At 71.0% G+C, this 21,457-nt stretch carries 25 protein-coding genes and 1 riboswitch; of the genes, 20 read left to right on the plus strand and 5 right to left on the minus strand.

The features are described 5' to 3' along the window. Positions 1–262: 262 nt before the first annotated feature. Entirely contained in the window at positions 263–1,267 is a 1,005-nt protein-coding gene (locus tag UN84_RS09750) for an aldo/keto reductase (protein WP_046077879.1), read from the plus strand. Positions 1,268–1,367: 100 nt separating this feature from the next. Here the strand turns inward: UN84_RS09750 and UN84_RS09755 are convergent, their stop codons facing one another. After that, positions 1,368–1,919, minus strand: a complete 552-nt coding sequence (locus UN84_RS09755) for an outer membrane protein (RefSeq protein WP_046077880.1) — start codon at positions 1,917–1,919, stop codon at positions 1,368–1,370. Between the two features lie 241 nt (positions 1,920–2,160). Between UN84_RS09755 and UN84_RS09760 the strand changes: the two genes are divergently transcribed. The 7 genes from UN84_RS09760 (at position 2,161) to UN84_RS09790 (ending at position 7,491) form a co-directional block, all read left to right on the plus strand. Then, positions 2,161–2,310 carry a hypothetical protein gene (locus tag UN84_RS09760; RefSeq protein WP_173834991.1) on the plus strand — a complete coding sequence of 50 codons (150 nt, stop codon included), beginning with the start codon at positions 2,161–2,163 and terminating at the stop codon, positions 2,308–2,310. After that, the gene (locus UN84_RS09765) at positions 2,310–3,044 is read left to right on the plus strand and encodes a metal ABC transporter ATP-binding protein (RefSeq protein ID WP_046077881.1); all 735 of its coding nucleotides are present in this window, start codon (positions 2,310–2,312) and stop codon (positions 3,042–3,044) included. The genes UN84_RS09760 and UN84_RS09765 overlap by 1 nt, the downstream gene beginning before the upstream one ends. Next, the gene (locus UN84_RS09770; protein WP_046077882.1) at positions 3,028–3,921 is read left to right on the plus strand and encodes a metal ABC transporter permease; all 894 of its coding nucleotides are present in this window, start codon (positions 3,028–3,030) and stop codon (positions 3,919–3,921) included. The genes UN84_RS09765 and UN84_RS09770 overlap by 17 nt, the downstream gene beginning before the upstream one ends. Before the next feature lie 40 nt (positions 3,922–3,961). Beyond that, on the plus strand, positions 3,962–5,089 hold the full coding sequence (locus UN84_RS09775) for a metal ABC transporter solute-binding protein, Zn/Mn family (RefSeq protein WP_046077883.1): 1,128 nt from the start codon (positions 3,962–3,964) through the stop codon (positions 5,087–5,089). 108 nt (positions 5,090–5,197) lie between these two features. Further along, entirely contained in the window at positions 5,198–6,100 is a 903-nt protein-coding gene (locus tag UN84_RS09780; protein WP_046077884.1) for a LysR family transcriptional regulator, read from the plus strand. 131 nt (positions 6,101–6,231) lie between these two features. After that, positions 6,232–6,657 (plus strand): DoxX family protein, encoded by a 426-nt coding sequence (locus UN84_RS09785; RefSeq protein ID WP_046077885.1) that lies wholly within the window; start codon positions 6,232–6,234, stop codon positions 6,655–6,657. 81 nt (positions 6,658–6,738) lie between these two features. Further along, positions 6,739–7,491 (plus strand): DODA-type extradiol aromatic ring-opening family dioxygenase, encoded by a 753-nt coding sequence (locus UN84_RS09790; protein ID WP_046077886.1) that lies wholly within the window; start codon positions 6,739–6,741, stop codon positions 7,489–7,491. 75 nt (positions 7,492–7,566) lie between these two features. Here UN84_RS09790 and UN84_RS09795 read toward each other — a convergent pair whose 3' ends face one another. Both UN84_RS09795 and gloA read right to left on the minus strand, forming a co-directional pair. Beyond that, complete coding sequence (locus tag UN84_RS09795) at positions 7,567–8,523, minus strand: ABC transporter substrate-binding protein (RefSeq protein ID WP_046077887.1); 957 nt, start codon at positions 8,521–8,523, stop codon at positions 7,567–7,569. A 110-nt stretch (positions 8,524–8,633) separates the two neighbouring features. Continuing rightward, positions 8,634–9,167, minus strand: a complete 534-nt coding sequence (gene gloA / locus UN84_RS09800; RefSeq protein WP_046077888.1) for a lactoylglutathione lyase — start codon at positions 9,165–9,167, stop codon at positions 8,634–8,636. A gap of 268 nt (positions 9,168–9,435) precedes the next feature. Here gloA and UN84_RS09805 point away from each other — a divergent pair, with 268 nt between their 5' ends. The 12 genes from UN84_RS09805 (at position 9,436) to thiE (ending at position 18,976) form a co-directional block, all read left to right on the plus strand. Further along, positions 9,436–9,780 carry a DUF6482 family protein gene (locus UN84_RS09805; protein ID WP_035595751.1) on the plus strand — a complete coding sequence of 115 codons (345 nt, stop codon included), beginning with the start codon at positions 9,436–9,438 and terminating at the stop codon, positions 9,778–9,780. 72 nt (positions 9,781–9,852) lie between these two features. After that, positions 9,853–10,368: a C40 family peptidase gene (locus UN84_RS09810; protein WP_046077889.1), complete on the plus strand. Its 516-nt coding sequence runs from the start codon at positions 9,853–9,855 to the stop codon at positions 10,366–10,368. A gap of 83 nt (positions 10,369–10,451) precedes the next feature. Then, a complete protein-coding gene (locus tag UN84_RS09815) occupies positions 10,452–11,087 on the plus strand; it encodes a peroxiredoxin (RefSeq protein WP_046077890.1) in 636 nt (211 codons plus the stop codon). 127 nt (positions 11,088–11,214) lie between these two features. Further along, the gene (locus UN84_RS09820) at positions 11,215–11,850 is read left to right on the plus strand and encodes a thermostable hemolysin (RefSeq protein WP_052719245.1); all 636 of its coding nucleotides are present in this window, start codon (positions 11,215–11,217) and stop codon (positions 11,848–11,850) included. Then, on the plus strand, positions 11,834–13,336 hold the full coding sequence (locus UN84_RS09825; RefSeq protein WP_046077891.1) for an AMP-binding protein: 1,503 nt from the start codon (positions 11,834–11,836) through the stop codon (positions 13,334–13,336). Before UN84_RS09820 ends, UN84_RS09825 begins: the two co-directional genes overlap by 17 nt. 4 nt (positions 13,337–13,340) lie before the next feature. Further along, on the plus strand, positions 13,341–14,033 hold the full coding sequence (locus UN84_RS09830) for a TenA family transcriptional regulator (protein ID WP_046077892.1): 693 nt from the start codon (positions 13,341–13,343) through the stop codon (positions 14,031–14,033). After that, entirely contained in the window at positions 14,020–14,838 is an 819-nt protein-coding gene (locus UN84_RS09835; RefSeq protein ID WP_046077893.1) for an SDR family oxidoreductase, read from the plus strand. Before UN84_RS09830 ends, UN84_RS09835 begins: the two co-directional genes overlap by 14 nt. Positions 14,839–14,909: 71 nt before the next feature. Then, positions 14,910–15,605: a response regulator transcription factor gene (locus UN84_RS09840; protein ID WP_035599536.1), complete on the plus strand. Its 696-nt coding sequence runs from the start codon at positions 14,910–14,912 to the stop codon at positions 15,603–15,605. Further along, complete coding sequence (locus UN84_RS09845; protein WP_046077894.1) at positions 15,602–16,963, plus strand: ATP-binding protein; 1,362 nt, start codon at positions 15,602–15,604, stop codon at positions 16,961–16,963. Before UN84_RS09840 ends, UN84_RS09845 begins: the two co-directional genes overlap by 4 nt. A 110-nt stretch (positions 16,964–17,073) precedes the next feature. After that, on the plus strand, positions 17,074–17,364 hold the full coding sequence (locus UN84_RS09850; protein ID WP_046077895.1) for a hypothetical protein: 291 nt from the start codon (positions 17,074–17,076) through the stop codon (positions 17,362–17,364). Positions 17,365–17,412: 48 nt separating this feature from the next. Next, positions 17,413–17,515, plus strand: a riboswitch (TPP riboswitch). A 32-nt stretch (positions 17,516–17,547) separates the two neighbouring features. Then, on the plus strand, positions 17,548–18,366 hold the full coding sequence (thiM, locus tag UN84_RS09855; RefSeq protein WP_046077896.1) for a hydroxyethylthiazole kinase: 819 nt from the start codon (positions 17,548–17,550) through the stop codon (positions 18,364–18,366). Next, positions 18,356–18,976 carry a thiamine phosphate synthase gene (gene thiE / locus UN84_RS09860; protein WP_046077897.1) on the plus strand — a complete coding sequence of 207 codons (621 nt, stop codon included), beginning with the start codon at positions 18,356–18,358 and terminating at the stop codon, positions 18,974–18,976. Before thiM ends, thiE begins: the two co-directional genes overlap by 11 nt. A 79-nt stretch (positions 18,977–19,055) precedes the next feature. Here the strand turns inward: thiE and UN84_RS09865 are convergent, their stop codons facing one another. Together UN84_RS09865 and UN84_RS09870 are read right to left on the minus strand one after the other, a co-directional pair. Beyond that, on the minus strand, positions 19,056–19,931 hold the full coding sequence (locus UN84_RS09865; RefSeq protein ID WP_046077898.1) for a DMT family transporter: 876 nt from the start codon (positions 19,929–19,931) through the stop codon (positions 19,056–19,058). A gap of 91 nt (positions 19,932–20,022) precedes the next feature. Beyond that, on the minus strand, positions 20,023–21,432 hold the full coding sequence (locus UN84_RS09870) for a serine hydrolase (RefSeq protein WP_046077899.1): 1,410 nt from the start codon (positions 21,430–21,432) through the stop codon (positions 20,023–20,025). Positions 21,433–21,457 lie beyond the last annotated feature (25 nt).

Raw genomic sequence — 21,457 nt, forward strand, 5'->3', positions numbered from 1 at the left:
CATAACACCTGCCACCGTGCCGACTTCATAACAGGGATACCGTTCCCTGTCGGGATACCGGCGCGCCCATAAGGAAACGACGCAATTAGCTAAGCAGGCTTAAGCAAAATCCGCCACCGTCACCCGCCTCTTGATGCCAACGTTTCAGGTTGCTTTGCACGGCTCGAAGTTGAACGCGCTGGTTGGATCACCCGGGCCTGAGCCGGCATGATGCCCTCTTCCGCTTTGCCCCCTCTTAGCCCCATCCCCACGAGGAGTCTCCATGTCGACCGTCTTCGCTCGCCTCAAGGAAGTCGCTTCGCCCCGCATCGGCCTGGGCGCCATGAACCTCTCCCACGGTTACGGCAGCCCGATGCCGGAGCCCGAGGCGGTGCGCGCCCTGCAGGCGGCCGTCGACATGGGCTATCGCCACGTCGATACCGCGACCCTCTACGGGGCCACGGCCAACGAGTCGCTGGTGGGCAAGGCGCTGGCGAGCCGGCGAGACGAGATCCTGCTGGCCAGCAAGTGCGGCATGGCCATCGATCCCGAGCAGGGCAAGAAAGTGATCGACGGCCGCCCGGCGACGCTGCGCCGGCAGTGCGAGGCGAGCCTGGCGCGGCTGGGCACCGACCATCTGGACCTGTACTACCTGCATCGCTGGGACAAATCGGTGCCGATCGAGGAGAGCGTGGGCGAGCTGGGGCGTCTGGTGGAGGAAGGCAAGATCGGCGGCGTCGGCCTGTCCGAGGTATCCGCCGCCACCCTGCGCCGTGCCCGGGCCGAGCATCCCATCGCCGCGGTGCAGTCGGAGTACTCGCTGTGGACGCGCAACCCGGAGATCGGGCTGATCGCCGCGTGCCGAGAGTCGAACACCGCGCTGGTGGCGTTCAGCCCGCTGGGCCGGGGCTTCCTGTCGGGGACGGTGGAAGATCCTGCCCGCCTGGAGGAGAGCGACATGCGCCGCAGCATGCCGCGCTTCAGCGCCGAGCATTTCCCGCACAACCTGCGCCTGCTGGACGACCTCAAGGCCGTGGCACGAGAGCAGGACACGACACCCGGCCAGCTGGCCCTGGCCTGGCTGCTGGCCAAGGGCGACGACATCATTCCGATTCCCGGCTCGCGCTCCATCGCGCATATGCGCGAGAACCTGGCGGCGGAATCGCTGCACCTGGACGCCGCGACCATCGCTCGGCTGGACGCCATGCTGACGCCCGACCAGGTGAGGGGCGGCCGCTACGGCGCGGCCGCGCAGGCGGATGTCGACACCGAGGAATTCGGCGCCTGACTCCGCCTTCCTTGCCCCCAGGCCGGGGCAGAGACGCCGGGAACAAAAACACGGGGCACGCCATCGGCGTGCCCCGCGTCATTCAGCAGCGACCACGCCATCAGAAGGTGTAGACCACCCCGGCGGTCACCATGTCGATATCGCCGATCTCGTCGGTGTCGAGGCGTTCGACCTCGAGGCGGCCGGTGAGGTCGAGCAGCTCGACGCGTGCGCCCAGGCCGTAGACCGGGGCGGTGCCGGAGTCGTCGCGGGTCAGGCCGCGACCGCGACGCTCGGCGTCCCAGTCGGCCATGCCGGCCTTGGCGTAGACGCCCAGCGGGCCGAAGCTCAGCCCGGCCACGCCCATCGCCTCGAAGGCCTCCACCTCCAGCGTGCCGGAGCGGCCGTCGACATCGCCGTGCAGGCTGTCGCCGTTGACATAGCCGAGCTCGGCGCCCAGATCGAGGAATGGCAGCCAGCCGAAATTGTAGCCGGCGGTCAGCTTGTACATGCCGGCTTCGTCGTCGAAGTCGTTATCACCGTGCATCTGGCCCAGGCCGCCGCCCAGGTAGAGGCCGGTGGCGCCGGTGGCGAAGGCGGGTGCGGCGGTCACGGCCAGGCCGGTGGCCAGGGTGGCGGCAAGCAGGGAGCGCAGGGGCGTCTTGCGGGTCATGACGATTCCTTCCGAGCACAGGGTGTGAGCGCGCAGTGTAGCGCGCCGGCCGCCGGCGGGTCAGGTCGCTGGTGGTGCGGTGCCCGCCGCCCGTGGCCGGCCCGGCGCCTCGTCGCGGTGCTAGGATCAGGGGCCCGGCGCCGCACATGCGTCGATGCCGCGCCAGTCGCGGGAGACGGCGCTGGCGAGCGCCCGTATTGTTATGTTATAACGCATGCCACTTTCGCGGAGATGTATCACCATGGCGCATCGATCCCATCGCCATCGCCCCGAAGGGCCCTGCCATTTCTCGCTGATGTCGCTGTCCGCCCCGCGCCGGCTGCTGTTGGTCGCCGCCCCGCTGGCGATCCTGTGGCTGGCGGTGGTCTGGGCCACGGGAGGCTTCGCCTGATGGCACGCCTGCAACTGCACGACCTTCAGCTCGCCCGCGGCGGCCAGACGGTGCTCGAGCACCTCGACGGCCGCTTCCAGGACGGCGCGGTGACCGCGCTGATCGGCGCCAACGGCGCCGGCAAGAGCACCCTGATCGCCGCCATCATGGGCATGCTGACGCCGGTATCCGGCAGCGTCGAAAGCCAGGTGCCCAAGGAGCGCCGCGCCTGGCTGCCCCAGCAGCTGGCCCTCGACCTGTCCTTCCCGATGAGCGTGGAAGAGCTGATCATGAGCGGCACCTGGCCCAGCCACGGCGCCTTCAAGGGCTACTGCGGCCCGCACTATCGCCGCGGCCGCGAGATCATGGCGCGCCTGGGCATCTCGCACCTGGCACACCGCCAGCTCGGCGAGCTCTCCGGCGGCCAGCGCCAGCGCGCGCTGATCGGCCGCACCCTGATGCAGGAGGCCGAGCTGCTGCTGCTCGACGAGCCCTTCGCCAACGTCGACGCCGAGACCGTCGAGGTGCTGATGGACGTGCTGCGCGACATGGCCGCCAAGGGCGCCACCCTGATCGTGGTGCTGCACGACATGGAACAGCTCTCGCGCCTGGCCGACGACGTGCTGATGCTCTCCGGCGGCCATGGCCGCTGGGTCAGCCCCGAGGCGCTGCTCGAGTATAACGCCGGCCAGCCCGCCCGCGCCCCGCGCCTGCCCTTCGATTTTCCCGAGGTTTCCCATGCTGGCCCTGCTTGATGCCTGGCTCGCCGCCCCCTTCGATTACGGCTTCATGAAGCGCGCCCTGGTGGCGGGCATGGCGCTGTCGCTGGCCGCCCCGCCGCTGGGCGTGTTCCTGATGCTGCGCGGCATGAGCCTGATCGGTGACGCCATGTCCCACGCCATCCTCCCCGGCGTGGCGCTGGGTTTCCTGTTCGCCGGCTTCTCGCTGCCGATGATGAGCCTCGGCGGCATCCTCTCGGGGCTGCTGGTGGCGGTGCTGGCCGGCAGCGTGTCGCAGATGACCGGCCACCGCGAGGACTCAGCGATGGCCAGCTTCTTCCTGATCTCGCTGGCCGCGGGGGTGATGATGGTGTCGCTGGGCGGCAGCAGCGTCGACCTGACCCACGTGCTGTTCGGCTCGATCCTGGCCGTGGACTCCACCGCGCTGCTGCTGATCGCCGGCATCGCCAGCCTGATCGTGGTGTCGCTGGCGGTGATCTTCCGCGCCCTGGTGGTGGAATGCCTGGACCCGCTGTTCCTGCGCGGCCAGGGCGTGCGCGGCGGCCTGGTGCACGGCGTCTTCCTGGGACTGGTGGTGCTCAACCTCACCGCCGGCTTCCAGACGCTGGGCACCCTGATGGCGGTGGGCCTGATGATGCTGCCGGCCACCACCGCGCGCTTCTGGAGCAATCGCCTGGAGGGCCTGATCGTCATCGCCATCGGCGTGGCCATGGTGGCCAGCGCCGGCGGCCTGCTGCTGTCGTATCACCTGAGCCTGCCTTCCGGCCCGGCGATCATCCTGATGGCCGGCGTGGCCTACGTGTTCTCGGCGCTGTTCGGGCGCCAGCACAGCCTCACCGCCCGCTATCGGCGCCGCGCCGCGCCGCTGAACGCGCCGACCGCCGACCACTGACGCCTCACCCGTCATTCCTTTCCTGTCTCGGAGCCCACTGATGACCTTCGCCAAGCCCTCTGCCCTCGCCGCCGGCGCCGCCGCCCTGCTGACCCTGCCCGCCGCCCAGGCCAAGGAGCCCGTGCAGGTGCTCGCCAGCTTCAGCGTGCTCGCCGACATGGTCGAGCAGATCGGCGGCGACCACGTCGAGGTCACCTCGCTGGTCGGCGCCGACAGCGACGCCCACGTCTTCACACCGCGCCCCACCGACGCCCGTGCCCTGGCCGAGGCCGACCTGGTGGTGCTCAACGGCCTGCAGTTCGAGGGCTGGATGTCGCGGCTGGTCGAGGCCAGCGACTACGCGGGGCCGACCGTGGTGGCCACCGACGGCATCGAGCAGGCGCTCGGCGAGGCCGCCCACGCGGACGAGGTGGAGCACGGCCATGACGACGGTCACAAAGAACATGGCCACGACGAGCATGACCACGAAGAGCCCGGCCACGACGATCACGGCCACGACGAGCATGACCACGAAGAGCCCGGCCACGACGATCACGGCCACGACGAGCATTACCACGAAGAGCCCGGCCACGACGATCACGGCCACGCCGGCCATGCCCACGCTCACGAGGGCATGAACCCGCACACCTGGCTGGATCTGGGCCTCGGCGAGCTCTACGTGAACAACATCCGCGACGGCCTGATCGCCGTCGATCCGGCCCACGAGGCCGACTACCGCGATCGCGCGACGGACTATCAGCAGCGCATCGATGCCCTGGACGCCGAGGTCCACGCCCTGATGGACGAGCTGCCCGAGCACACCGCGGTGATCACCGGCCACCAGTCCTTCAACCACTTCTCGCGCGCCTACGGCGTCGACTTCCTGTCGCCGGCCGGACTCTCCACCGAGGCCGAACCCAGCGCCGCGCGCATGGCCGAGCTGATCGAGGTGATCAACGACCAGGGCGTTCAGGCGCTGTTCCAGGAGAACATGACCAGCCCGGCGATCATCGAGCAGCTGGCCGAGGAAACCGGCCTGCCGATCGCCGGCACCCTCTACTCCGGCGCCCTGGCGGCCGAAGGCGAGGCCAGCACCTGGCTGGGCATGATGCGCCATAACGCCTGGCTGCTGCACGACGCCCTGGCCACCGAGGACGCGGCCCACGAGCACGCCGACCACGACCACTGAGCCGCCTCCCAGGCTCGCTCCACGCGGCGCCGCCCTCGGGTGGCGCCGTCGTCGTTTCAGGGGCGGGCGTGCGAAGATAGCCCCGTCGGCCACGCCAGGGAGCGCCCCATGAACCTGCTGGATGCCATGACCGCCTTCGTGCGGATCGCCGAGCTCGGCAGCTACACCCGCGCCGCCGAGGCGCTGGACCTGTCGCGCACCCGCGTCTCGCGGCAGGTGATGGAACTCGAGGATCACCTCGGCGTGCGCCTGCTCCAACGCACCACCCGCCGGCTGCACCTGACCGAGGCCGGCGAGCGCTACCTGCTGCGCGCCCAGGGCATCCTGCAGTCGCTGGAGGAGGCCGAGGCGGAGGTCGGCAGCGGCGCCAGCGAGATGCGCGGCCGGCTGCGCCTCAACGGGCCGATGAGCTTCGGCACCCGCCACCTGGCGCCGCTGGTGGCCCGCTTCATGGTCGAGCATCCCGCCCTGGAGGTGCGCCTCGACCTCAACGACCGCCGGGTCGACCTGCTCGAGGAGGGCTACGATCTGGCGATCCGCATCGGCCACCTGCCCGACTCCACTCACGTCGCCCGCCGCCTCACCCGCTGCAAGCTGGTGCTGTGCGCCTCGCCGGGCTACCTGGCCGAACACGGCACCCCGCGCCGTCTGGCGGACCTGGAGCGGCACCGCTGCCTGCGCTACCGCCCCGGCGGCCGGGGCGGGGAATGGCAGTTCGTCGACAGCCGCTTCCGGGTCAACGGGCCGCTGGAGAGCAACAACGGCGACGTGCTGACTCACGCCGCCGAGGCCGGGCTCGGCATCGCGCAGCAGCCGAGCTTCCTGGTCACCGACAGCATCCGCGAGGGCCGCCTGGTGCCGCTCGAGCTCGAGGAGGCCGCGCCGGTCCTGGACGTGAACGGCCTCTACCCGGCCCGCCGCCACCTGCCGGCCAAGGTCGACCGCTTCCTGGCCCTGCTCGCCGATGCCTGGGGCGATCCCCCCTGCTGGGAACACGAGCTGGGTCTCTGATCGCCGGATTTCCCTCCGACATTGTTGCCAAATAGGCAATAGTAATGTGTCTTAGCAGCGGATTATCGCGCCATCGCCCGCGTTTAGAGTGTCCGTCCATCACGACAACATCCCGCTGACGGAGAGACACCATGACGACCCACACCGCCGCCCAGCCGAACGCCCTCGACCGCCTCCAGCCGGCGGCCATCACCCTGCTGCGCCTGTCGCTGGGCGTCATGGCGCTGGCCCACGGCCTGCTCAAGGTGCTGGTGTTCACGGTGCCCGGCACCGTCGGCTACTTCGAGTCGCTGGGCCTGCCGGGCGAGTTCGCCTACCTGACGATCCTGGCCGAGATCGGCGGCGGCGCCGCCCTGCTGCTGGGCGTCTACACTCGCTGGGTCGCCCTGGCCATGATCCCGACCCTGCTCGGCGCCACCTGGGTACATTCCGGCAACGGCTGGATGTTCTCCAACGAGGGCGGCGGCTGGGAGTTCCCGCTGTTCTGGGCCATCGCCCTGCTGGCACAGACCGGCCTCGGCGGAGGGCGCTTGGTGCTCAGCCGCCGCTTCGCCTGAGCCGCGTTTCGACAGCACCGAGACGCCGCCCGCCGGGCGGCGTCGAGCCCTTCTCCCGCTCCCGATCAGGAGGCCGTGCTCATGTTACCCAGCCTGTTCATCTCCCACGGATCGCCGATGCTGGCGCTGACGCGCACACCGGCCCACGAGTTCCTGCGCGAGCTGGGCAGCCACCTGAAACCCGCCGCCGTGGTGATCGTGTCGGCCCACTGGGCCAGCCGACGCCTGATGGTCAGCGTCAGCGAGCGGCCCGAGACCATCCACGACTTCGGCGGCTTTCCGCGCGCGCTGTTCGAGTGCCAGTACCCGGCCCCGGGCGAGCCCGAGCTGGCCAGGCGCCTGGCCCGCGAGCTCAACGCCGTGCCGGTGGAGCGCGGCCTGGATCACGGCGCCTGGGTGCCACTGTCGCTGATGTTTCCCGCGGCCGACGTGCCGGTGGTCTCGCTGTCGCTGCCCACCATCTGGTCCAACGCCGAGCTGGTGGCGCTCGGGGATCGGCTCAAGGCGCTCTTGAGAAAACCGGAGGGTGAGGAGAACATGCTGGTGATCGGCTCCGGCAGCCTGACCCACGACCTGCGCTCGACCCAGGCGCTGGACGCGCCGATGCCGGGCTGGGTCGGCGGGTTCGCCGACTGGACCCACGAGCGCCTCACCGCCGGCGACCGCGAGGCCCTGCTCGACTGGCAGGCCGCGCCCCAAGCGCGGGCCAACCATCCCTCGCCCGAGCACTTCCAGCCGCTGCTGGTGGCCATGGGCGCCGGTGGGCCCGCCGAGCGGCTGCACCACAGCATCGAGCACGGGGTACTGGCGATGGACCTCTACGCCTTCGCCTGAAGCGATCGGTCCCCTGAACGCAGCGAGGCCGCCCCGAAGGGCGGCCTCTTGCGTCGTGCGATGGCGCATCGCGCATCAGGCGTCCGGAATCTCCAGTGCCTGCTGCACCGCCGGCCAGGCAGGCTCGCCGTCGCGGGTGGTCACGCCGCCGAGGAAGACCTTGACCCGGGCCGGATGCTCGCGCAGCCATTCCAGGGCCACGGCGTCCGGCTCACGCTCCTGATAGCTGAAGCCGAGGATCATCTCGCTCTGGTCGTCGGCGCTGAAGCTCAGCTGGTCGAGGAGCCTGGAAGCGTTGGGATTGGACTCGGCGAACGCCGGCGTCACCAGGGTCTTCACGTCGCTGGCGCCTTCGTCCGGGCCCCACATGTTCTCGGGATCGTCGAGGTACTGAACGTCGTATTCGATGTTCATCCAGTGCGGCGTCCAGGCGGCGAAGAGGATCCATTCCTCGCGATCGATGGCGCTCTTCACCGCGCTCAGCATGCCCGGCGTGGAGGTCTCGGAGAGACGCCAGTCGCCCAGGCCGTAGGTGTCGTTGTCCACCGCCCCGTTGAGGATCTCGCTCATGCCGGAACCGGCCTCGATGGAGTAGATCGCGCTGTCGAGCTGGTCGGCATACTCCGGATCGTCGAGCTGTTCGGCCGAGGTCAGGCCGGCCTCGTAGACGTAGGTCGGCACCGCGAAACCGAGACGTGCACCGTCCACGTTGTTGCCCAGGTCGACGATCGACTCACGCTCGAGGGCGGCCTCGTACATGCTCTGCTGGCCCGGCAGCCAGGCGGCGAGGAAGGCGTCCAGTTCGTTCTGGGCCAGCGCCTCGTAGGTGATGGTGGAGCCGAGCTCGGCCGACTGGGGCGCGTAGCCCAAAGTCTCGAGCAGGGTGGACGCCAGCGCGGTCTTGACGGTCACGCCGGGCCAGGCGGGGACGGAGAAGCGAACCTGTTCCGGTTCGGCGGCCTGGGAAACGCCGCTCACGGCCAGCAGGGAGCCGGCGAGCACGAGAGAGAGGGGACGACGGGACAGGGACATAGGGACTCCTTGGCGGGATGCGCCATGGTGAAACACGTCGCAGACCCTAATGCCCCTGGGCTATATCGACAAGCCAGGCCGTCAACGCTCGCCGACGACCCGGGCCCGATTCAGTCGCCCTTGCCAATCATCTTCGCGGCCTCGACCACCTCGATCCAGTAGCCGTCCACGTCCTTGACGAAGACCACGTCCTTCATCTTGCCCTGGTCGGGGCGCTTGATGAATTCGACCTCGTTGGCGTCGAACCAGGCCACCGCGGCGTCCAGGTCCGGCACCGTGAAGCAGATGTGGCCGAAGCCCTGGGGCTCGGCGTTGCCGTCGTGATAGGCGAAGTCGGGCTGGTGCTCGGTGCCCCAGTTGTGGGTCAGCTCCAGCAGGCCCTTCTGGGAGAAGGTCCAGACGGTGCGCTCGTCGGTGTCTTCCGGCACCTGATCGCCGTCCTCGAGCTTGGCGAGGAAGTAGAGCGAGAACTGCATCTCCTCGAAGTCGAGGCGGCGCAGCACGCACATGCCGAAGACCCGGGAGTAGAAGGCCAGCGCAGCCTCCGGGTCCTTGACCCGCAGCATGGTGTGGTTGAGGCGGAAGCCATCGGTGTCACCGGTGGCGGTCTTCACGCCGGGATGTTGCTCGCCGTTGAAGCTCATGGGATCTCCTGGTCAGGGCTCGAACGTCGTCGAATCGATGCGATGCCTCAGGTATGGAGGCAAGATGGCGACTTTTCCACCCCGAACGTCATGCTACCGCGAAGATTTTCCGATACGGAGATTGTACAAATACTGATTTCCACGCCAAACACTCCGGCCACGCCTGCTGCGCCTGTTCTCGTATCCTGACATGCAGGATCGCCACTGGCGAGGGGCGTCTCCCGATTCTACATTGTCTGTACAACCCACCACGCGTCAGGAGTCCGAGATGGCCAACATCGACCAGAGCCTGGGAGACCACATCACCCTCAAGGAGCTCGCCCATGCCCTCGGCCACGGCTTCTCGCCGATCGTCGAGGTGGAGTCCATGGACGGCATCTACACGGTGCGCTTCCACCACGCCAACGGCATCTCCACCCTCTCCGACAAGCAGGGCAAGACCCTCACCTTCCTCGGCACCGGCGAGATCCGCGACCTGCTGGGCGATCTGGGCCTGAGCCACGGCGTGCTGACCTGGGCCGACCAGTGCGGCGACGAGATGATCGGCGTGCCCGGCCATGCCATGACCCCGGACGAGATGCTGACCCACGGCACCAGAATCGCCTTCCGCTGATGTTCACAGCCGCGGGCTGGACGGCTAGGCTGGGAACAACGAGAGGGAATACGAACGCCCCGAGAGATGCCCATGTCAGCGACGCCAGCCTCATCCACCCCGGCGCCCTGCGTCGAGATACGCCTCGAGCGACTGATGCCGCTGGTGATGCTGGCGCTGCTGACACTCGCCGGCTGCGCCGGCCCCCAGCTCGCCACCCGCGACGCCGAGGGGCTGTCGATGGATCGGGCGATGATCCTGTCCGAAGCCCGCCAGTCGCTGGGAACGCCCTATCGCTTCGGCGGCACCGATGCCAGCGGGCTGGACTGTTCGGGGCTGGTGCAGCGGGTCTATTCGCGGGCGGGTATCCCCGTGCCACGCACCTCGCGCCGCCAGTTCGAGCAGCTGCCACCGATCGACGAGGCGCGCCCCGGCGACCTGCTGTTCTTCGATACCGCCGGCGGCGGGGATGCCAGCCACGTCGGCATCTACCTGGGTGACGACGAGATGATTCACGCCCCCGGCCGCGGTCGACGGGTCAGCGTGACCTCGCTGGCGCTGGACTACTGGCAGGAACGCTTCCTGGGCGCCGCCGCTCCGGCGCCCTGAGGGCTCGCCCTCTCCGATTTCCCGGCATCGCGCCGCGATGCCACCCGACGCATCGAACTTCGAACACGATTCAGGAGGCCAGCATGGCACTGCGACTCGGCGACATCGCCCCGGACTTCACCCAGGAAAGCACCGAAGGCCCGATCCACTTCCACGAATGGGCCGGCGACAGCTGGGTGATCCTGTTCTCCCATCCCAAGGACTTCACCCCGGTGTGCACCACCGAGCTCGGCGAGGTCTCGCGGCTCAAGCCGGAGTTCGAGAAGCGCAACACCAAGGCCATCGGCCTGTCGGTGGACCCGCTGGAGGATCACAAGGCCTGGGTCGGCGACATCCAGGAAACCCAGGGCTGCGCCCTGAACTTCCCGCTGCTGGCCGACGCCGACCGCAAGGTCAGCGATCTCTACGACATGATCCATCCCAACGCCAACGACACCCTGACGGTGCGCAGCGTCTTCATCATCGACCCGAACAAGAAGATCCGCCTGATGCTGACCTATCCGGCCAGCACCGGTCGCCACTTCGACGAGATCCTGCGCGTGCTCGACAGCCTCCAGCTGACCGACTCGCACAAGCTGGCCACCCCGGTGAACTGGCAGCCGGGCGGCGACTGCATCATCGTGCCGGCGCTCAGCAACGAGGAAGCCGCCAAGCTGTTCCCCGAGGGCTGGGACGAGCAGAAACCCTACCTGCGTCTGGTCAAGCAGCCCGGCAAGTAAGCCAGCGCTCGCCTCGCTTCCTCGACGCCGGCCCCAGGGCCGGCGTTTTCGTATGCGTCTGGCGATATTAAGGGCCGGTTAAGTATTAAATCCCAGACTGTCGGGGAATCGTCACGGAGACACCCCGATGTCCTTGACCGTCATACGCCCTACCCCCGAGTCGCCGATCGAGTGGCGTGAAGCCTGCCACTGGTCGGAGCGCCACCGACTGGAGCAGCTGGTCAGCCACTGCTTCGCCACCCAGCACGATGCCCGCATCACCCAGTACCTGCCGCGCCTGTTCGGCCTGTGGCAGCAGGAGCGGCCCGTGGCCGCGGTGGGCGTGCGGCGCGCCGACGAGGGCCGGCTGTTCCAGGAGGGCTATCTCGACGCCTCCGCCGAGGCCAGCCTGACCCAGGCCCTGGGCACACCGATCGCCCGCGGCGGCATCGCCGAGATCGGCAACCTGGTGAGCACCCGGCGCGGGCTGCAGCGGGTGCTGTTTCCCTACCTGATCGACCAGCTGGCCGAGGAAGGCCTGCACTGGGTGCTGTTCACGGCCATCCCGGCGGTGATCAACGGCATCCGCCGGCTGGGCATCGAGCTGATGCCGCTGCGCTTGGCCGATCCGGCCTGGCTGGGCCAGGAGCGCGAGGCCTGGGGCCACTACTACGATCAGCACCCCTGGGTGATGGCCGGCGACCTGCGCCTGGCCCGCGAGCGGCTGCGCGCCGCCGGCCTGCTCTCGACGCGACGGGAGGGCGACCATGTCCGACCGGCGTGAACGCTTCCTCGACCGCCTGGCCGCCCACGCCGAGCGCGCCCCCGAGGCCACGGCGCTGTGGGACGGCACGCAGCGGCTGAGCTACGGCGAGCTGGCCGCCGCCATCGACGCGCGGCGCGCTCGGTTGGCGGCGGTCGGCGCGACCCGCGTGGGCCTGGCGCTGGACAACGGCGTCGAATGGGCACTGTGGGACCTGGCGCTGCTGACCGATTCCCGCGTCGCGGTGCCGGTGCCGGCCTTCTTCGGCGACGCCCAGCGTAGCCACCTGGTCGAGCGGGCCGGCCTCGATGCCTGGATCGGCCCCGGCGGCGAGGCGCTGGGCTTCGGTACGCCCGACCCGGGCGGCGTCGCCACACGCCCGGTTCCGGCCCCGCCGGCCCTGCATCCCGGCACCACCCGCATCACCTTCACCTCCGGCACCAGCGACGCGCCCAAGGGCGTGTGCCTGGACACCGAGGCGGTGCTGGCGGTGGCAACGAGCCTTGCCGAGGCGGTCGCCCCGGTGGAGATCGAGCGTCATCTGGCGATGCTGCCGCTGGCCACCCTGCTCGAGAACCTCGGCGGGCTCTATCTGCCGCTGTGGCTCGGCGCCGGGGTGGCGCTGCCCGGCGCCGCCGAGCTCGGCTGGCAGGGTGCCAGCGGCTTCGACGCCGGGGCCGCGCTGGCCGCCATCGAGCGCTACCGGCCGCACAGCCTGATCCTGGTGCCCCAGCAGCTCCAGGCGCTGGTGGACGCCGCCCCCCGCGCGCCCGAAGGGCTGCGCCTGGTGGCGGTGGGCGGCGCCCGGGTCGCCGCGCCGCTGCTCGAGCGCGCCCTGGCCGCCGGCTGGCCGGTGGCCGAGGGCTACGGCCTCTCGGAGTGCGCCTCGGTGGTGTGCCTCTACCGGCCCGGCGAGGCGCCCTGCGGCGTCGGCCGCCCGCTGCCCCACGCCCAGGTGCGGCTGCGCGCCGACGGCGAGGTCGAGGTGAGCGGCGCCACCATGCTCGGCTATCTGGGCGAGCCGCCGGTCGCCGGCTGGCACGCCACCGGCGATCTGGGCCGCTGGGAGGGCAACGCCCTGGTGCTGGAGGGCCGCCGCCGCGAGGTCTTCATCACCGCCTATGGGCGCAACGTCGATCCCCAGTGGGTCGAGGGCGTGCTCGCCACCCGGCCGGGCATCGCCCAGGCCCTGGTCCACGGCGAGGCCCTGGCCCACAACCGGGCGCTGATCGTGCCGGCCGCCGCGAACCTGCCCGACGCCGCCATCGAGGCCGAGATCGCCGCCGCCAACACCACCCTGCCCGACTACGCGCGGGTGAGCGAATGGCGCCGCTGCGCGCCCTTTACCCCCCACAACGACCAGCTGACGGCCAACGGCCGCCTGCGCCGCGAGGCCATCCTGGCCGCCTACCGGGACTGGCTGACCCGCCCCGGCGCGGACGACACCACGACCGACGCATCGCGCCCGACCTATCGAGTTCGCCCCATCACGACCACCGAGGAGTGACCCCATGAGTGCCTATCAACGCCTGCAGGACGCCACCCGCGCCGAGCGCGAATGGCTGCTCGACACGCCCATGATGACCCGCGCCATGCAGGGCGAGGTCGGGCGCGACGAGTACCTGGCCTTCCTCGGCCAGGCCTACCACCACGTGCGCTTCACGGTGCCGCTGATGATGGCCTGCGGCGCCCGCCTGCCCGACCGGCTGGGCTGGCTGCGCGGCGCCCTGGTGGAGTACGTCGAGGAGGAATACGGCCACGAGCAGTGGATCCTCGACGACATCCGCGCCGCCGGCGGCGACCCCGAGGCGGCGGCCGCCGCCTCGCCCGACCCGGCCACGACGCTGATGGTGGCCTACGTGCGCGACCGGATCGAGCACGGCAATCCGGTGGTCTTCTTCGGCATGGTCCAGGTGCTCGAGGGCACCAGCACCGCGGTGGCCACCCGCGCCGCCGAACAGCTCCAGGCGAGCCTCGGTCTGCCCGACAACGCCGTGCGCTACCTGAGCTCCCACGGCAGCCTCGATATCGGCCACCTGGCCTTCTTCGAGACGCTGATCGACCGCCTGGAGGAGGACGACCTGAACGCGGTGATCGAGGGCGCGCGCATGGTCTATCGCCTCTACGGCGCCATGTTCCGGGGCGTCACCGCCCGTTGCACGGGGGGCGAAGCCGCCCGGGAGCTGACCGATGCGCTGGTCTGAACCGCACTATCTCACCCAGGGCTGGCCAGGCCAGCGGGTGCTGATCACCGGCGCCAGCGGCGGCATCGGCCAGGCGCTGGTCGACGAACTCGCCGCCGCCGGCGCCCAGCTGCTGGTCACCGGCCGCGACGCCGAGGCCCTGGAGCGGCTGTGCCGACGGCATCCCGGCCAGATCACGACCCAGGCCGCCGACCTCACCCGCACCGAGGATCGCGCCCGGCTGGTGGCGGCCGCCGAACGGCTGGAGTGCACCATGCTGATCAACGCCGCCGGCGCCAACCGCGCCGAGCTGTTCAAGGACGCCGACGACGAGGCCATCGAGCGCCTGGTGACGGTCAACCTGACCGCCACCCTGCAGCTGACCCGCGCCCTGCTGCCCCGGCTATGCCGCGCCGAGCAGGGCCTGGTGGTCAACGTCGGCTCGGCCTTCGGCCATATCGGCTACCCCGGCCAGGCCGCCTACTGCGCCACCAAGTTCGCGCTCTACGGCTTCACCCAGACGCTGCGCCGCGAACTGTCGGACTCGCCGATCGCGGTGCACTACATCGCCCCGCGGGCCACCCGCACCGCCATGAACGCCCCGGCCATGGAGGAGATGAACCGGGCGCTGGGCAACGCCATGGACGATCCGGAGACGGTGGCCGTCCAGATCCGCCGCGCCATCGAACGCGGTCGCAAGGAGACCCGGCTGGGCCGCGCCGAGCCGATCTTCGCCCGGCTCAACGCCCTGTGGCCGGGGCTGATCGATCGCGCCCTGCGCCGCCAGCTGCCCACCATCCGCCGCTTCATCACCCCGCCATCCTGAGCCGCCAGGGTCGACAGGCGCGGCCTTCGAGGCGAGTATCGGCATGACCGGAGCACCGACAAGGAAGGCCCATGCGCATACTGCTGGTGGAAGACGATCCCAGCCTGGCGTCGGGCATTCGCCTGGCGCTGAAACCCGAGCACTACACCGTCGACATCCTCGGCGACGGTATCGAGGCCCTCAACGCCCTGCGCGACGAGGAGCCCTTCGATGCCGTCATCCTCGACCTGGGCCTGCCCCGGCTCGACGGCATCGACCTGCTCACGCGGCTGCGCCGCGGCGGCCATCGCGTGCCGGTGCTGGTGCTGACCGCCCGCGACGGCATCGAGCAGCGCATCCAGGGCCTGGATGCCGGGGCCGACGACTACCTGACCAAACCCTTCGAGGTCGACGAGCTCAAGGCACGGCTGCGCGCCCTGCTGCGCCGTAGCCAGGGCCTGGTCAGCAGCGAGCTGCGCCACCGCGGCGTGGTGCTCGACCCGGAGAACCGCCGCGTCACCTACCAGGGCCAGCCGGTCACGCTGTCGCGCCGCGAGTTCACCCTGCTGCAGGAATTCCTCAGCCACCCGGGCCACGCCTTCACCCGCGACACCCTGGCCCGCCTGCTCTACGGCTGGGACGAGGACGTGGAGAGCAACGCCATCGAGGTCCACGTTCACCACCTGCGCAAGAAGCTGGCCCCGGAGTTGATCCGCACCCTGCGCGGCATCGGCTACATCATGGACAAGGCCCCGGCGGACGAGGCACCCGGGAACAGGATCCCATGAGCTCCATCCGCCGCCGCACCCTGGGCATCGCGCTGCTAGTGGTCGCGCTGTGCATGCTGGCGATCGGCGTGACCAGCTATCGCGACGCCGCCCGCGAAGTGGCGGCGCTGTTCGACGCCCGCCTGGCCCAGCAGGCCCGGCTGCTGGAAGGCCTGGTGCGCACGCCGCTGCCCGAGGCCCGGCGCGAGGCGCTGCTGGCGAGCCTCGACGACGCCCTGCGCCGCAACACGCCGGGCACCGACGGCGGCCACCGCTACGAGGGCGAGGTGGCCTTCCAGGTCTGGCGCGACGAGCGGCTGCTGCTGCGCTCCGCCGGCGCGCCGACCGCGCCGTTCACCGAGCGTCGTGCCGGCTACGGCGACGCGACCCTGGACGGACGCGAGTGGCGCGTCTTCGTCCTCGGCGGCGACGACCTGCGGGTGCTGGTCGGCGAGCGCGGCGACGTGCGCGGCGAGCTGGTCCGGGGCATCGCCCTGCGCACCCTGGTACCGGACCTCGTGGGCCTGCCGGCACTGGCGGTACTGCTGTGGTGGGCGATCGGCTGGGGGCTGCGGCCGCTGTCACGGCTGGCCGCCCAGATCGAAGCCCGCGACCCCCAGCGCCTGAACCCACTGCCCGACGACCCACTGCCCCGCGAGCTGGCCACCATCGTCGGCGCCCTCAACGGCCTGCTGGCGCGGATCCGCACCCTGCGGGCCCGCGAGAAGCGCTTCATCGCCGATGCCGCCCACGAGCTGCGCACCCCGCTGACGGTGCTCGACCTGCACGCCCAGAACGCCCTGGCCACCGAGGATCCGGCGGATCGGCGCGAGGCGCTGACCCTGTTGCGCGACGGCCTGGCCCGCGCCACCCGGCTGGTCGGCCAGCTGCTGACCCTGGCACGCCTGGACCCGGAGCAGGAAGGCGCCCCGGATCAGCGCATCGACCTGCTGCACGAGGTGCGCGAGTCGCTGGCCGAGCTGATGCCGCTGGCCACCGACCACGACCAGAGCCTGCACCTGGAGGCCGACGAGGCGGCAGACTGGGCGCTGACCACCGAGCCCGGCGCCGTCACCACCCTGATCAAGAACCTGGTCGGCAACGCCATCCGTCACTCCCCCGCCGGCAGCCGCATCGACGTGGCACTGACGGCGGAAGAGCGAGTGCTGGTGCTGCGGGTGGACGACAGCGGTCCCGGCATCCCCGAGGACGGCCGCCAGCAGGCGCTGGCGCGCTTCCACCGCGGCGGTGCGGGAGCCGGGGCCGGCCTCGGACTGTCCATCGTCGACCGTCTGGTACAGCGCCACGGCGGCCGCCTGACGCTGGGCGACGCCCCCGGCGGCGGGCTGCGCGTGAGCGTGCGGCTGCCCCGCGCCTGACACGGCATCGTCATGTCGCTCCCTTAGCGTTGGTGTAAGCCGACTTTAAGCCAACGCCGTTACGGTGGTGGGCTGAATCGCCCAACGACAACCGGAAAGGAGACATCGACATGCACGCCATGCCCCCGACCTCTCTCGACGCCGCCCTGCGCCGCCCCCTGTGGCTGGCCCTGGGCGGCGTGCTGCTGCTCGTCGTCGAATGGCTGATCAGCCCCTGGGGCGTGGGTAGCCTGCCGCTGGCGTTGGTCGCCCTGGCCGCCGGCGCCGCCTTGCTGCTTCGCCCCCTGAACGCGGCGATGCGCCTCGAACCCGAGGAGGAAGGCAACGGCATGAGCGCCGATCTCCAGAGCGTCTCCCAGGCCAGCCTGCTGACCCTGGCCGTGCTCCAGCTGGCCGCCTGAGGCGACGCCCGCCGGCTTTACATGCATCGGACGAAGGGCGATAGTGAGGCCCGACGACAGGGGCGCCGGGGCGATGATCCGCCGCGGCTGAGAGGCACCCTCACTACCTGACCCGGATAATGCCGGCGGAGGGAGTCGTGCCGGCTCCCTCGGTGGCCGCGCCTCCCGTCGCCAGGAGGCCCGATGCATTCCCTCGATCCCGCGCCGCATCTGGCGCGCGTGCGCCGCACCACCCCGCTGGTTCACAACATCACCAACCACGTGGCGATGAACTTCATGGCCAACGCGCTGCTGGCGCTGGGCGCCTCGCCCGCCATGGTCCACGCCCGCGAGGAGGCCGCCGAGTTCGCCGGCCTGGCCACCGCCCTGACGCTGAACATCGGCACCCTCTCGCCCCACTGGCTCGACGCCATGGACGACGCCGCCCGCGCCGCCAATGACGCCGACACGCCCTGGGTGCTCGACCCGGTGGCGGTGGGCGCCACCCGCTTTCGTCGCCAGGCCGGCGCCCGGCTGCTGGCGCTGGGGCCGACCGCGATCCGCGGCAACGCCTCGGAGATCCTGGCGCTGGCCCGACAGGGCGGCGGCGGGCGCGGCGTGGACAGCACCGACAGCGCCGACAGCGCCGAGCGCGCCGCCGTGGCGCTGGCCCGCGAGCATGCCACCGTGGTGGCGGTCACCGGCGAGGTCGACCTGGTCACCGACGGCCGACGCCTGACGCGGGTCTGCGGCGGCCATGCGCTGATGCCTCGCGTCACCACCATGGGCTGCGCCCTGACCGGCGTGGTCGGCGCCTTCCTGGCCGGCGCCGAGGATCCGTTCGAGGCCACGGTGGCGGCGCTGACCGCCTACGCCGCGGCCGGGGAGATCGCCGCCGAGACCGCCGCCGGCCCCGGCAGCTTCGCCGTGGCCTTCCTCGACGCCCTCTATGCCCTCGATCCCGACACCCTCGCTACGCCGCTGGCCGACCGTATCCACCTGGAGCTCACCGATGCGCCTTGATCTGTCCCTCTACCTGGTCACCGACCCCGAGCTGTGCGCCGCCCTCGGCGTGGAGCAGACCGTACGGGCCGCGGTGCGCGGCGGCGTCAGCGTCGTCCAGCTGCGCGACAAGCACGCCGCCGACGCCGAGATGATCCCGCTGGCCCGGCGCCTGAAGGCTGCCCTGGCCGGCAGCGGCGTGCCGTTGATCATCAACGACCGCCTCGAGGTCGCGCTGGCCAGTCGGGCCGACGGCCTGCACATCGGCCAGGACGACGGCGAGGTCGCCGATGCCCGTGCCGCGCTGGGCCCGGACGCCATCCTCGGCCTCTCGGTGCAGACCCACGAACAGCTGGCACGGCTGGACGCCGGGCGCCTCGACTACCTGGGCCTCGGCCCGGTGTTCGCCACGGCCACCAAGCAGGACCATGCCGCGCCGCTGGGCGTCGACGGCCTGGCGGCGCTGGCCGCCGCCAGCCCGCTGCCCACGGTGGCGATCGGCGGGCTCAAGGTCGAGCACGTCGAGGCGGTGCGCCGCGCCGGTGCCGGCGGCCTGGCGGTGGTCTCGGCGATCTGCGGCACCCCGGACCCGGAGGCCGCCGCCCGCGCCTTCCCGCCGTTCCACCGCTGACGCCTGAACGGCCAGCCCCGAACGCAGGCGGCCCCGCGCGAAAGAGCGCGGGGCCGCCGGGTCGCCGACGCGACCTGCGTCACAGGGAAGGCCGCCGGTTCAGCGCGACGCGCCGCTCCTGATAGGCGATGGCCAGGCCGCTGGCGATGATCAGGCTGCCGCCGGCGAACACCCAGGGGTCGGGCATCTCGCCCCAGAAGCCCCAGCCCAGCAGGGTCGCCCACAGCAGTGCCGTGTAGTCGAAGGGCGCGGCAATGGCCGCCGGGGCGTAGCGGAAGGCCTGGGTCAGGCCCACCATGGCGCCGACGCCGAGCACGCCAGCGCCCAGGAAGCCCAGCCAGTGCAGCGGCGCCGGGGCCTGCCAGACCCAGGGCAGGGTCAGGGAGGCGGCCAGGCAGGGCACCAGGGTGGTGTAGAAGACCATGGCCCAGAGGTGCTCCCCTTCGCCGTAGCGGCGCGCGGTGATCATGGTCAGGGCATAGAACAGCGCCGCGGCGACCACCACCAGCATGGCGGGCTGGAAACCGGCCGCCCCGGGCCGCACCACCACCAGCACCCCGACGAAGCCGAGCAGCGTGGCCAGCCAGGTCGGACGGTCGACCCGCTCGCCGAGCAAGGGCACCGACAGCAGCGTCACGAACAGCGGCGCGGCGAAGGCGATCGCCGTGGCGGTGGCCAGCGGCAGCAGCACCAGCCCCCACATGAAGGTGATCATGGTGGCGGTGAAGATCAGGCCGCGCAGCAGGTGCACGCCCGGACGCCGCGTGCCGAGGGTGCGCAGGCCGCCATTGAAGCGCGCGATCAGCACGATCAGCGGCAGCGACACCAGGGTGCGGAAGAAGATGATCTGCAGCGGCGAATGCACCGCGCCCAGCCACTTGGTGAGGGCATCGCCCAGGGCCAGACACAGCACGCCGCCGCACATGAACAGGATGCCTTTCAGAGAGGGAGCCATGCAGCGCCTCCGTGCGCGCGTCGAGGGAGGGGAAACGACACCGCCCCGACGGCCTGACCGTCGGGGCGGTGAGAGGGGCCGGAACCGAGGGTCAGAGCGAGGCCTGGACCACCATGCAGTCCATGCCCTGGGACTGGAGACGCTGGCAGGCGCTGCGGGCCTGGCGCTCGCCCAGATCGACCAACCGCGCCCGGTAGACGCCGGCTTGCGCCACCCAGGGCACGTCGACCCGGGCGTCATCCAGCTCCGCGGCCAGTCGGGCCGCGGCGCGGTCGGCCAGGCGACGAGCGTGATCGGCGTCGCTGAAGGCGCCGACCTGCACGCCCCAGCCGCCGGTCCGCTCGTCGCGGTCGATCAGCGCGGTCAGCGGATCCGCCTCCGCCGCACCGCCGACGGCCGCGTCGGCGCTCGGCGCCGAGGCCACGATCGCCTCGTCCGGCGAGGGGGCGGCGACCTCCTGTACCACCGGCCCCGGCGCGGCGGCGCGGCTCGGCTCGCTGGCCGCCGGCGTCGAGGCCGGCTCGGGCGCCCGGGCGGATACCGTCGCGGCCGGTGCCGGCGCGGCGCTGTCGCGGCTCGCCAGCATCTGACCGGCCGGCGGCAGCGTGCGGCCCGGCAGCGGCATCAGGCGCTCGTCGGCGATCTCGGTGCGGGCCAGCCAGCCGTGGCCGTCGGCCAGGGCGGCGCGGGCGAAGCCGCGGTTCAGCAGGTCGGCCATGTGCTCGTCGCGGGAGGCGGCGGTGAAGCCGCCCATCACCACCGAGAGCATGCGCCGGCCGCCGTGCACCGCCGAAGTGGCGACGTTGAAGCCGGAGGCGCGGATGAAGCCGGTCTTGAGGCCGTCGGCGCCCGGGTAGTTGGCCAGCAGGCGATTGTGGCCGCGGTAGGTGTTGCCGCGCCAGGTGAAGTCCTGCAGCGAGAAATAGTGGTAGTACTGCGGGAAATCGAGCATCAGCCGACGGGCCAGCACCGCCATGTCGCGGGCGGTGGTGACCTGGGCGTCGTCCGGCAGGCCGGAGGCGTTGCGGAAGGTGGTGTGGCGCATGCCGAGCTCGCGGGCGCGCTCGGTCATCATCCGCGCGAAGTGGCGCTCGCTGCCGCCCAGCGCCTCGGCGACGACCACCGCCACGTCGTTGGCCGAGCGCACCACCAGCGACTCGATGGCGGTCTCCACCGGGATGCTGTCGCCCGGCTTGAGATAGAGCTTGGTGGCCGGCATGGCCGCCGCCGCCCGCGACACCGGCAGCGGCTGCCCCAGGCTCATGCTGCGCCCTTCGATGGCCTCGAACAGCATGTAGAGGGTCATCATCTTGGTCAACGAGGCCGGATAGCGCGGCGCATCGGCGTTCTCGGCGTAGAGGATCTCGTGGGAGTCGGCGTCGATGACGATGCCCGCATAGCGGGGATTCTCGGCCTGGGCGAGCGGTGCCAGCAGCACGCTGGCCATGACGAGGGCGGCGAGCAGACTCACTCGCCAGCCGGAAATCGGAGTCGGCAGCATCGGTGTTCCCCTGAAGAATGACGCG

Source organism: Halomonas sp. HG01 (genome assembly GCF_000968715.2).
Taxonomy (GTDB): Bacteria; Pseudomonadota; Gammaproteobacteria; order Pseudomonadales; family Halomonadaceae; genus Halomonas; species Halomonas halophila.

Bases quoted from the DNA above. Each gene is read 5' to 3' on its own strand.
- UN84_RS09750 (WP_046077879.1), top strand. From the start codon at position 263: ATGTCGACCGTCTTCGCTCGCCTCAAGGAAGTCGCTTCGCCCCGCATC.
- UN84_RS09755 (WP_046077880.1), bottom strand. From the start codon at position 1,919: ATGACCCGCAAGACGCCCCTGCGCTCCCTGCTTGCCGCCACCCTGGCC.
- UN84_RS09760 (WP_173834991.1), top strand. From the start codon at position 2,161: ATGGCGCATCGATCCCATCGCCATCGCCCCGAAGGGCCCTGCCATTTC.
- UN84_RS09765 (WP_046077881.1), top strand. From the start codon at position 2,310: ATGGCACGCCTGCAACTGCACGACCTTCAGCTCGCCCGCGGCGGCCAG.
- UN84_RS09770 (WP_046077882.1), top strand. From the start codon at position 3,028: ATGCTGGCCCTGCTTGATGCCTGGCTCGCCGCCCCCTTCGATTACGGC.
- UN84_RS09775 (WP_046077883.1), top strand. From the start codon at position 3,962: ATGACCTTCGCCAAGCCCTCTGCCCTCGCCGCCGGCGCCGCCGCCCTG.
- UN84_RS09780 (WP_046077884.1), top strand. From the start codon at position 5,198: ATGAACCTGCTGGATGCCATGACCGCCTTCGTGCGGATCGCCGAGCTC.
- UN84_RS09785 (WP_046077885.1), top strand. From the start codon at position 6,232: ATGACGACCCACACCGCCGCCCAGCCGAACGCCCTCGACCGCCTCCAG.
- UN84_RS09790 (WP_046077886.1), top strand. From the start codon at position 6,739: ATGTTACCCAGCCTGTTCATCTCCCACGGATCGCCGATGCTGGCGCTG.
- UN84_RS09795 (WP_046077887.1), bottom strand. From the start codon at position 8,523: ATGTCCCTGTCCCGTCGTCCCCTCTCTCTCGTGCTCGCCGGCTCCCTG.
- gloA (WP_046077888.1), bottom strand. From the start codon at position 9,167: ATGAGCTTCAACGGCGAGCAACATCCCGGCGTGAAGACCGCCACCGGT.
- UN84_RS09805 (WP_035595751.1), top strand. From the start codon at position 9,436: ATGGCCAACATCGACCAGAGCCTGGGAGACCACATCACCCTCAAGGAG.
- UN84_RS09810 (WP_046077889.1), top strand. From the start codon at position 9,853: ATGTCAGCGACGCCAGCCTCATCCACCCCGGCGCCCTGCGTCGAGATA.
- UN84_RS09815 (WP_046077890.1), top strand. From the start codon at position 10,452: ATGGCACTGCGACTCGGCGACATCGCCCCGGACTTCACCCAGGAAAGC.
- UN84_RS09820 (WP_052719245.1), top strand. From the start codon at position 11,215: ATGTCCTTGACCGTCATACGCCCTACCCCCGAGTCGCCGATCGAGTGG.
- UN84_RS09825 (WP_046077891.1), top strand. From the start codon at position 11,834: ATGTCCGACCGGCGTGAACGCTTCCTCGACCGCCTGGCCGCCCACGCC.
- UN84_RS09830 (WP_046077892.1), top strand. From the start codon at position 13,341: ATGAGTGCCTATCAACGCCTGCAGGACGCCACCCGCGCCGAGCGCGAA.
- UN84_RS09835 (WP_046077893.1), top strand. From the start codon at position 14,020: ATGCGCTGGTCTGAACCGCACTATCTCACCCAGGGCTGGCCAGGCCAG.
- UN84_RS09840 (WP_035599536.1), top strand. From the start codon at position 14,910: ATGCGCATACTGCTGGTGGAAGACGATCCCAGCCTGGCGTCGGGCATT.
- UN84_RS09845 (WP_046077894.1), top strand. From the start codon at position 15,602: ATGAGCTCCATCCGCCGCCGCACCCTGGGCATCGCGCTGCTAGTGGTC.
- UN84_RS09850 (WP_046077895.1), top strand. From the start codon at position 17,074: ATGCACGCCATGCCCCCGACCTCTCTCGACGCCGCCCTGCGCCGCCCC.
- thiM (WP_046077896.1), top strand. From the start codon at position 17,548: ATGCATTCCCTCGATCCCGCGCCGCATCTGGCGCGCGTGCGCCGCACC.
- thiE (WP_046077897.1), top strand. From the start codon at position 18,356: ATGCGCCTTGATCTGTCCCTCTACCTGGTCACCGACCCCGAGCTGTGC.
- UN84_RS09865 (WP_046077898.1), bottom strand. From the start codon at position 19,931: ATGGCTCCCTCTCTGAAAGGCATCCTGTTCATGTGCGGCGGCGTGCTG.
- UN84_RS09870 (WP_046077899.1), bottom strand. From the start codon at position 21,432: ATGCTGCCGACTCCGATTTCCGGCTGGCGAGTGAGTCTGCTCGCCGCC.